Here is a 9967-nt window from a genome sequence, read left to right on the forward strand (position 1 = left end):
GTCTTGCTTGAAGAAGGAGAAGACAACCCGCGGGTGTTGCGTCGGAGCGGGAAATCCGAACGCTCCATCAGCTTTCACCAGGCCGAGATGCTGCTCGTACCACTGATAGAGAGCCTTCGGATCATTTGCCCGCAAGAATGCTCCGCCAAAGCCGGTAATGGAAGCCATACAGTCTCCTATGAGGAACGCTTGTCCAGAGCTTACGTCTGGAGAACCACAGTGTATCGGACAGCTCGAATAGCACCCAATGAATTAAGGTGCATGGATATATTCGATACGGTCGCGCGCAAAGCGCGATACCCAGCGACCGTGTTTGCCCAGGACCCCATTCTTCGCGATAAAGCTGCGAAGAATGGAGCAACGAGTGTCTACAGCTTCCGACTTTATCGACCACTCTGGTTACACAATCTCCGCCGCAGGCGTCACTTTGGCAAGATCCTGTTTCAGCAGATAGAACGACACGGCCAGCAGAACTACATCCTTCATCAGAAAAGCCACATTACCAACCATCGCGGGAAAACCGCCTGCAGACGGAGCCCAGCCATCGGGCATGAACGGAATGATCGTCACCGTCGCAATGAAAGTGAACACCGATCCCAGAGCGCCCAGGATTCCCGCCTTACGGTTCCAAAACCCCGCCAGCAACAAGCCTCCAAACAGCCACTCGGAGACACCCAGAAAGTACGTCGAGCTTTTGATACCGAAGACCGCGTACATCCAGTAGATGAGAGGTCCGTGGGTGAAGAATGGGACTAATCCTTGTGCCTCGTACTCAAACCACTTCTGATACCCGAAGAAGAAGTAGATGATAACCATCGATGCGCGGATGAGATGGTTGTCGAGGTCTCCCTTTAGAAGACTTGATTTCGATAGAAGTCGGATAAGCGCGTTCATTGACCTTATTTCCAATCTCCGGCAGCGCTTCAGCGCCGCACGGGAAGCATCTATGGAGATAAGACAATACGGATTGGCATAACTAGTATCGTTGATATACCTTAGAGTCTCGATGGATCGCCTCGCGCCCTTTTTCGAACGGTTTTCCCTCACAGCCCGGATGTTTTATTCGGGAACCTTGTGCGGAAGCACGCCCGACCAGGCGAACGATCACGCCGGTTATCTTCATGTGCTCGGGAAGGGAACGCTGAAGATCTCGCGGCCTGGCGCCCGCAAACTGGTTATTGATAGGCCGAGCGTTATCTTTTTCCCGCGTCCCCGGCTTCATCGGCTTCACGGCCCAATGGAGGATGGCGCCGAGCTGGTATGCGCGACGATCGAATTTGGCACAGGAATGTTAAATACGCTGATTGCGTGTCTACCTGAGCCGCTCGTGGTCCCGCTTGATGCCCTTCCCGAACTTGCGCCGACGCTGCAGCTTCTGTTCACCGAGGCCGCCGCACAATCGCCGGGCCGTCAGGCTGCCCTGGATCGACTCTTCGAATATCTCTTTGTACTGCTGATGCGATCGGCAGCAAGTGCGCACATTGTTGAGAGCGGGATTTTGCCGGGGCTCAGTGATCCTCGTTTGAGCAGAGCCATCGAGGCCATGCATCAACGCCCCGAGACTTCGTGGTCACTCGAACATCTGGCTCAACTTGCCGGTATGTCCCGTGCTCGTTTCGCCGTCCATTTTCGGCAGGTTGTCGGTATGACTCCATTTGATTACCTGACCAACTGGCGATTGGGGATCGCGCAGACAATGTTACAGAAAGGTAACTCGCTGAAACTCATTGCGGCCGCTGTGGGATACGCCAATGCCCCGGCTCTCACCCGTGTCTTTACGCAACGTCTGGGCGTATCTCCTTCGGAATGGCTGGCTCGCAGCCGAATGCACAACGAGTGAACTAGGCCTCTCGCCGAGTCGTCCAGGCTGAGCGACAATTGCTTCGAAGGGGTTTTGTTATGAGCGCACCCACGATCGAACTTTCGATGATCGTGAAAAATGGCGGAAGCAGTCTGGCACGGTGTTTACAGAGCGCGCGGTCCATCGTGGATCGCATTGTTATCGGCGACACCGGATCCACTGACGACACCGCTGAGATTGCAAAGAGATTTGGGGCGACCTGGATGCCCATTCCCTGGAACGAGGACTTCGCCGAGGCCAGGAACCTTGTGCTGCAGCAGGCAACCTGCGACTGGATTCTTGTCCTCGACGCCGACGAGATGATGGACCCGGAAGGCGCCGAGCTTCTGAAGAAGCTGGTCGCAAAGACGGATATGGACGCCTTCGATGTCGTGCGATGGAACTACGTACGGCAGGCCAACAGTCGGAGCGGCGCGGAAGGGGCCTTAGCGAATCCGCGCATCCTTCCGGAATCGGCCCCCTTCCCTGCGTATGTCACCACCATCAATACCCGTCTGTTCCGCCGGAATCCTGAGATCCGCTTCGAACGGCCGGTGCACGAGACCGTTGTCTATCGCGTGCAGGAGCTCGGTCTCCCCATCGGCCAGGCGACGTTCGTGATCCATCACTTCGGGCTCGTCGACGATGAAGAAAGCGTTCGCGACGCCAAGAACGCGCTTTATCTGGAGATCAACAGACGGCATTTTGAAGCGTATCCAGAAGACAGCAGAACAGCCTACGAACTGGGCTGGGCCGAGCTCGAGTTCTCCAAGGACCCGCAGGCAGCCCTGGACATGTTAATTCGCGCCGTTCAGTTGGATGAATCCAACATGGACGCCGTCATCCTGGGCGGGGTTTGCTTGCTGCGCATGCAGCGGTACGAAGATGCGATCCAGCTGCTCTCACATGCCATGGCAAGGAACGTGACCAGCATCGTCCTGTACGAAACGCTCGGAGATGCTCGCCTGCACCTGCAGCAGTACGAAGAAGCGGCTCACGCCTACAACACGGCTCGCAGGCAGGGTGGAGCAACCGCGCTGATTTTGGCGAAATACGGAGTTTGCCTGATCCATCTGGGCAAGACGCAGGAAGGAATAGCGATTCTCCGCGAGGCTTGCTCGATGGAGCCCAAATATCCGGAGCTCCTGGATATCGTGATTGCCGGCGCGGTCACGATGAACGAACTGGCCTTCGCCGCGGAGATCGCACAACAACGCCTGGAGCTTCCAGGAGCGACCGACCTGCATCGCTCGATTGCGGACTATCTGGAAGTGGAGCAGGAATAGATCAGGGCTTCCGTCTCACCTGCCCGCCTGAGACTCATGGGCAGCACATCTCGCTCTGCCCGCATCTCAAGTTTCTGCAGAACGGAGGGCGATTGAGATGACCACAGCAGATCGCATCAAGCACGCAATAGCCATTACGCTGATCGGCGATGGAGTGGCTGCTGCATTGCATCCCACGCACGGTGGACAGTTCTGGAAGAAAGGTCCTGCCGGTTGGCGGCGCGGCATGCGCTGGTGTCAGCGCCCCCCCCACGCGACCCGCATGTTCGCAATCGCACAGGCCGGTCTCGCAACGATGTGGGTGCTGCATCACGAGCGCGGAGCCAGGAGCCTCTTTGGCTAAGCCCGTTGTTGCTCGTAGGACAGTGCATCTAGAGGTCCACCGCCGAAGCTGACCAAGTCCGTACAGATCCGCGAAAAGAAAACTGGTTGCGGCCGTAATTCCTGCGAGCGGCCACAGTTCTTCCTAACCCACCCTAGCGTTGCGAGCGTTCACCCCAACGAACAAGTTCGTCGAGGACTCCGAGGGTGGGCACCCGCTGGGTAAGCGCTGAAGGCCGGGGTCCCCAATGAACTTGTTCATTGGGGTGGAAAGGCGCGTTCTATACCAGCCTGGGGCAACGCCCCAGGTCTGATGGCCCCATAGAAATTAAAGGGCTGAAGGCCCGCTCTATAGAGCTTCAGTAAAAGCGAACTTGTCGATTTGCCCTGGCAAGGCTAATCCGACCGCATCACCTCCGATATGGCCGACGACAGTCGCTCGCTTGTGAACTCAGGCCTCCCGCATATAATTTCGTCGCTGCAAAATACTATGGTTAGAAAGATGGCCGAAGGCCTAGAGCAATCGCCGGCACATGGTCTGAACGCGGTTTCTCAAGATTCTGTCCTAACCCTGGAGACGTACAAATGAGACGCGCGTTGTTCTCTGTGCTGCTGGTGTCGTTCTTACTCTGCGCGGCCTCTGGTCTCCATGGCCAGACCTTCAACCTGCAAACCGGACGCGAACCCGTTGCTTCCCTCGATGGCCTCTGGCGTTTTCACACCGGGGACGATGTCGCATGGGCCGACCCTCATTTCGACGATTCGCAATGGCCCCTGCTCCGCTCCGATGAACAATCGAGCCAACAGGGTTATAAGAACTATGGAGGATTCGCATGGTATCGCTTCACCGTCGCGGTGCCTGATGGCAGCAGGAACTGGTCCATCTATTTAGGACCGATGGAAACCGGCTATCAGCTCTTCGTCGACGGACGTCAAGCCGGTTCTTTCGGCCCGATCCAAGGTTCCCTGAACTACGCCATCGCAAGCCGCGTCTTCGACCTATCCCCCGCCGCTTCTGGCCCGCGTACATTTCATATTGCCATCCGCACCTGGCACCTTCCCGTCTGGGCGGACTACGTGCCGGGAGGCTTCTATGGCAGCAGCTATTTCGGAGACTCCCGCCTCATCGCGCGACGCGCGGCGACGGATAGATCGCTGCAGTGGAACGGCCTCGTCGATGAATACACCTATGCCGTGCTCAGCACGCTCGTCGGCCTCGTCGTGCTCGTGTTGTTTTTCATCCGTCGTGAGGAACGTGAATATCTATGGTTCGCTCTGTTTCTCCTGGCGAACGCGGTCGACATTGGATTAGGCATCAGCAGAGATTTTGCTCTGATCCCTTTACCGGTCTTCGATTTTGTCGATGGCCTCGTGCGATTGGCCGCTCTCTTTGCCGCTCTGGCATTTTTCTCCGTCGTATTGCGCACCTCGCATTCCAGGTCCTGGTGGTTCGTTGTTGCCCTGTTGTTCATCAGCCCGCCAACGGTCGTGTTTCTTTACGTCTTCCATATCACGTCCGTGGCAATCGCCGGGTTGCTGGGCACGCTGGCCGCGCTCCCTGCCATCGTATGGATTTTCGTAATCCTACTTAAGCGTTCACTCCAACGTGATCGCGACGCGCTCATCCTGCTGGTTCCCACTCTTCTCTGGCAGGGATTTCCCTTAATCGACGACATCCTCCTCGTCACCTGGCAACTGGGCTGGCAGCGTTGGACGGCACGCTGGGTTTTCCCATTGCTAACCAAACCGTTCGTGCTGATGCCTGGTCCGGCCGTCGGCACAATCTTCATCTTTGCCCTGCTTCTATTTCTGATTCGGCGCTTCTCGCTCGCCCGGCGGGAAGAAATGCGCCTTGCGAGTGAACTCGAATCTGCCCACAGCATTCAGCGCACGCTCGTGCCGCCTATCTCTACTTCATTCGGCGGCTACGACCTGAATGGCCTCTCGCTGCCCAGCGAAGAGGTGGGCGGCGATCTGGTGGACTTTGTGCTGCTCCCTAATCGATCTATCCTCGCCTACGTCGCTGATGTCTCCGGTCACGGACTCCCGGCCAGCATCCTCATGGGCATGATCAAGACCGCGGTCCGCACCATCCTGCTCGAATCCTCGGATGACTCCGCTTCCCTTCTCGCCAGTCTCTGCGACCGTCTCAACCGCGCACTCCCTGCGGTGAAGGCGCCGCACATGTACGCAACCCTGTCCGCTATCTGTCTTGCACCCGATGGCCGCGTCCAGTACACCCTCGCCGGACACCCATCGATCCTCCACTACCGGGCATCCAACCGGACCGTGCAAGCGATCACCTGCCATCAACTCCCCGTCGGCCTGCTTCCGGTCGACGCATATCTCTCGCACTCCCTGCAAATGGAACAAGGCGATCTCGTCGCTATCGCCACCGACGGCATCCTTGAAGCTGCCAACGCCCAGCAGGAAGAGTTCGGAAGTGACCGCATCGCGGCGATCCTGACGCAGATGCCTGGGCAGGACCTTGCAAGCATTCGCGACAGCATCGTCTCCGCCGCACAGGCCTTTGGCAAACAAGCCGACGATCAGACGATCCTGCTCGTCCGCCGCGTTGAATAAACTCGCAGCACTCCTTCGGAGAACAGCCTCGGCACGGCGCTGGTTGCGAACTCAGCCTGCCCGCTTATAATTTCGTCGCTGCTGCAAAATGCCAATGATCGGAGATTCGAATCCATGATCCGCCAGGTGCTCTGGTTTTCTCTGTTACTGCTCCCATGTACGCAATTGGCCGCGCAAGGGGTCGCTGTCCCGGGCGATACCTGCAAGCCGGTGGGTGTGCGTACACAACAGGTCGGCTGCTGGATCCTGGCGGACAATCCCGTAGGTCAACTCACAAAGCCACAGGTCTTCTGGCATCTCGACGCCTATCCAACACGGCTCGCGGCAGAAGCAGACAAAGGACCACGAGGCACGGTGGTCGAGTCATTTGGCAAGGTGTGGCTGATGACCATCGAAGACGAGAAATGGAGATCGGCCCACGGAAATCGCATTTCCGAAATTGGACCGCTTCCGGTCGTGGCTGGAGAAAAATACTCGGCGCAGTTTATGGAAGCGGACTTCACACCGGGAATGACGGCGCCCTCACACCTTCACTCAGGCCCGGAGGCCTGGTATGCCGTAGGCGGCGAAACATGTCTGGAGACCTCCGATGGCCGCATGCAGATCAGCCGGGCAGGCGCCGCTCCCGTAATCGTTCCCATGGGATTATCGATGCACCTCACCGCGATCGGCACGGCAGAGCGCCAATCGATCGTGATTATCCTGCATCAATCATCACAGGTCCCAACCACGATGGTCCATGACTGGACACCAAAAGGTCTTTGCCAGGCAAGCAAGTAAGCGAACCGCGGCTGTCGCTACCGGGAAGCCGACTTGTCGGGGCGCTCGATAAGTTTTGCGTAACGTGTCGAGCTTTATCCATGCAGCAAGCAGAGGCATCCTGAAAATCAGGACGCCTCCCGTAGCTTGCCAGGGTTCAGAACAGGTACTTGATTGCCAGTTGTAGCTCGCGGTTATTCAAACGGGTTGAGGTGATCTGGCCGAAGGTGCCATCTCCCAGGTTGGAATCCGGCGTCGACCACTGCGGAGTATTGAAGGCGTTGAATGCTTCGAAGCGGATCTGAAGCTGATGGGCCTCATTGAAAGGCATTGCGACGTTCTTCATCACGGCAAGGTTTACGACATCGGTTGCAGGCGATACAAGAGGATTCCGCGTCGACGTCCCATAGTTCAACGTGCTGAGCGTAAACGCATCCGTATTGAACCAGTTGTCGATGGAACGATGTGCCACCGACAAAGTCGAACCAGGAACCCTGTCGGGACGTTGCCATTGGTTATCCGTATTCTGTCCGTCACTGCTCTGCAGGACATCGTATGGATTTCCGCTGGCAAGCTGTACCAATCCATTCAATGCCCAGCCGTCAGTTAACAGCTTTGCCGCCATCGCGTCGCTCTTGTTGAAAGCAGGAAGCTTCCACACGTAGCCCATGGATAGGTTGTGCCTCTGGTCAGTCGTTCCGCTTGCCCACTCATGCGGGTTGCGAGGGTTCTGACACCCGCAGCCGCCGCCATTCGTATCGAAGGCCTGGTTATCCAGCTCATGAGATAACGTGTACGCAGCCGTAAAGCTCAGCCCTTTGGTGAACCGATGCTCGAAGTGCATCTGCAAACCGTTGTAGTTCGATGCTCCATCGAAATCCTGATAGCGGATCCGAGCGAAGGTATTGTAGGGTCGTCGCCCCTGGACCGGATTGACCAGGTCGCCCGGCGCAGGCGAGTTGAAATTCTTGATACTGCTATCGATATGGCTGCCATTCACACCGACGTAGCTTACGTCCAGCACATTGGACCCGAACTGCTTTGAAACAGTCAGATTGTAGGTTTGCAGATAGAGGTCCGGGCGCTGACGATCCGCAGGGAGTGTTACCGCATTGAAGTAAGGGTTCGCGGGATAGAGCGAGGCCGGCACAGGGTTCTGAATCGTCGCAACCGGATTGCTGCTGGGATTGGTTATGGTGAGACTGCCTGCCGTCGGAGGATTCAGCTGCAGGATGTTGATATTGTCGAACTGGCCGCCATAGTAGAAGACTCCGTATCCACCGCGAACCACCATCGTAGGCGTCACGCTGTAGGCAAAACCCAGTCGCGGGCCGAAGTCTTTATGGGTGATCGACCAGATGCTGTTCAACCGTTGGCCCGGAGCCGGCGTGAATACCGGAACGGCGCCACTGAAGTCGAGCGTACGGCTGACGTTGTTCACGTCGACTGGCGGAGCGAACAGGTCATAACGGACGCCAAGATTGATTGTCAGTCTTGAGTTCACACGCCAGTTGTCCTGCGCGTAATAAGCGGATCGCCATTGCCGGGCTTTTGTGATCGGAACGCCTTCAGGAGTAAGGCTGGTGCGTGGGAAACCAAGCATAAAGTCCGCAGCAGGATCCCCGGTGATATCTCCTGTGAAGTCCATCTCTCCAAATGGCGTGTTGTTCGTCGTCGCGTCGTCGAGCACATAGCGGATGTCGGTGCCGAAGATCAGTGCGTGTTTGCCATGGGTCCACGTGAGATTGTCGGCAAGCTGATAGGTCCGGCTGTAATCAAGGTTCGATGCTGCGAGGTCGTCACCCATGCCCAGATATCCAGCGATATTCAGAATGGGGAAGTCTTCTTCATTGGGATTCAGAGGCCGGCCATTCGGTCCGCCGACTTTGAATCCATTGATCCCTAGAGATTCAACCGTAAAACCTGTACCGGTCCGCGTGCCCGACTGCTTCACGTGTTCGAGGTTCGTGCCGGCGCGAAGCTCATTGAGCAGCTTCGGCGAAAAGACATGGAGATATTGCAGCGCAACGTTGTGGATGGGATATGTACCGGTGAAGTGAAAGTTGGGATTCACATCAGTCACCGGAAAGTCGCGGATGGCATAGATGTAATGGAGAAATACCTGGTCGCGATCGCTGAACTTGTGATCGAGCCGAACGATACCCTGGTTTACACTCAACCGGCCAGAGTTGACCCCAGCGTAGTTCGTACTGCCACTGCTGTTTGGCAGGGGCATATACGTGTTGATGATGTTCTGGGCTACGGCATTCACTGGAATCTGGTTGTTTGGGTATGGGTTACCCGTAAACGGGTTAATGATGGGAGTCGACGAGGCGGAAAAGTCTCCTCTGCGCTGCGCCGGCGTCAGAACATTCGCCGTCGATGGAAACTCCTCAACGGAGCGAAGGCTTTCATAACTGAGAAAGAAAAAGGTATTGTCCTTGATGATCGGACCGCCAACTGTTGCTCCAAATTGATTCTGCTTCAAGACATTTTTCGAAAGCGGAGCGGGGCGAAAGTAGTTACGCGCATCGACCGCATCGTTACGAATAAATTCGAACGCGCTGCCATGGAATTTATTCGTTCCCGACTTCAACTGGATATTTACATTCGAGCCGGCACTGCCACCGTACTCCGCGGAGTAGTTGCCGGTTTGCACGGTGAACTCTTCGATTGCGTCGATGGAAGGATAGAGATTCACATACGCATGCCGATTGTTCACCATCGTGATGCCATCGACGTTGATCTGTCCCCAGGTCGAGCGGCCCCCATTGGATGATATGGCGGAACCGTCGGTACTCGAGGAATGAAGATCGGGGTTGTAGACACTCACACCCGGAGTCAACACGGCAAGATCATCGAACTTCCTTCCATTCAAAGGAAGATTCTGGGTTCGCTCTGTATCGATCACTGCGCCCAGCGAGGCATTCTCGCTCTGCAATAAAGGCTGACTGCCTTCGACCTGCACAGTCTCAACGCTTCAGCGCGGTACGATGTCTACGATTTCAACTATTACGGATCTGTTACGACGATGCGCGATTATAGCCATGCCTCGGTCATGCGGGGACAGGGGCAAATGCCCTAGTAAAAACTAGGAAATTCTTGCTTATAAATTTTGTTGATCAATAGGTGAAAGTAATTTTTCGCCGGTGACACGGCAGATCCACGGCCCTTTGCC

The 9967-nt window shown here is 56.3% G+C and carries 7 protein-coding genes; 5 read left to right on the forward strand and 2 right to left on the reverse strand.

Features of this window, described 5'->3' with window-relative positions:
* Positions 1 to 399 precede the first annotated feature (399 nt).
* Positions 400 to 894, reverse strand: a complete 495-nt coding sequence (locus AB4043_RS04420; protein ID WP_442302965.1) for a YkgB family protein — start codon at positions 892 to 894, stop codon at positions 400 to 402.
* Positions 895 to 1006: 112 nt separating this feature from the next.
* Here AB4043_RS04420 and AB4043_RS04425 point away from each other — a divergent pair, with 112 nt between their 5' ends.
* From AB4043_RS04425 to AB4043_RS04445, 5 genes are all read left to right on the forward strand, one after another.
* Complete coding sequence (locus tag AB4043_RS04425) at positions 1007 to 1840, forward strand: cupin domain-containing protein (RefSeq protein WP_442302964.1); 834 nt, start codon at positions 1007 to 1009, stop codon at positions 1838 to 1840.
* 59 nt (positions 1841 to 1899) lie between these two features.
* Positions 1900 to 3126 (forward strand): glycosyltransferase, encoded by a 1227-nt coding sequence (locus AB4043_RS04430; protein WP_442302963.1) that lies wholly within the window; start codon positions 1900 to 1902, stop codon positions 3124 to 3126.
* A 97-nt stretch (positions 3127 to 3223) separates the two neighbouring features.
* Positions 3224 to 3469: a hypothetical protein gene (locus tag AB4043_RS04435; RefSeq protein ID WP_442302962.1), complete on the forward strand. Its 246-nt coding sequence runs from the start codon at positions 3224 to 3226 to the stop codon at positions 3467 to 3469.
* A 563-nt stretch (positions 3470 to 4032) separates the two neighbouring features.
* Positions 4033 to 6030 carry a SpoIIE family protein phosphatase gene (locus AB4043_RS04440; protein WP_442302961.1) on the forward strand — a complete coding sequence of 666 codons (1998 nt, stop codon included), beginning with the start codon at positions 4033 to 4035 and terminating at the stop codon, positions 6028 to 6030.
* 114 nt (positions 6031 to 6144) lie between these two features.
* Entirely contained in the window at positions 6145 to 6810 is a 666-nt protein-coding gene (locus AB4043_RS04445) for a hypothetical protein (RefSeq protein WP_442302960.1), read from the forward strand.
* A gap of 136 nt (positions 6811 to 6946) precedes the next feature.
* On the opposite strand, the gene AB4043_RS04450 is transcribed toward AB4043_RS04445, so the two are convergent.
* Entirely contained in the window at positions 6947 to 9757 is a 2811-nt protein-coding gene (locus tag AB4043_RS04450; protein WP_442306562.1) for a TonB-dependent receptor domain-containing protein, read from the reverse strand.
* Positions 9758 to 9967: the final 210 nt, after the last annotated feature.

The organism is Terriglobus sp. YAF25, from assembly GCF_052113305.1.
Classification (GTDB): domain Bacteria; phylum Acidobacteriota; class Terriglobia; order Terriglobales; family Acidobacteriaceae; genus Terriglobus.

Bases quoted from the DNA above. Each gene is read 5' to 3' on its own strand.
- AB4043_RS04420 (WP_442302965.1), bottom strand. From the start codon at position 894: ATGAACGCGCTTATCCGACTTCTATCGAAATCAAGTCTTCTAAAGGGA.
- AB4043_RS04425 (WP_442302964.1), top strand. From the start codon at position 1,007: ATGGATCGCCTCGCGCCCTTTTTCGAACGGTTTTCCCTCACAGCCCGG.
- AB4043_RS04430 (WP_442302963.1), top strand. From the start codon at position 1,900: ATGAGCGCACCCACGATCGAACTTTCGATGATCGTGAAAAATGGCGGA.
- AB4043_RS04435 (WP_442302962.1), top strand. From the start codon at position 3,224: ATGACCACAGCAGATCGCATCAAGCACGCAATAGCCATTACGCTGATC.
- AB4043_RS04440 (WP_442302961.1), top strand. From the start codon at position 4,033: ATGAGACGCGCGTTGTTCTCTGTGCTGCTGGTGTCGTTCTTACTCTGC.
- AB4043_RS04445 (WP_442302960.1), top strand. From the start codon at position 6,145: ATGATCCGCCAGGTGCTCTGGTTTTCTCTGTTACTGCTCCCATGTACG.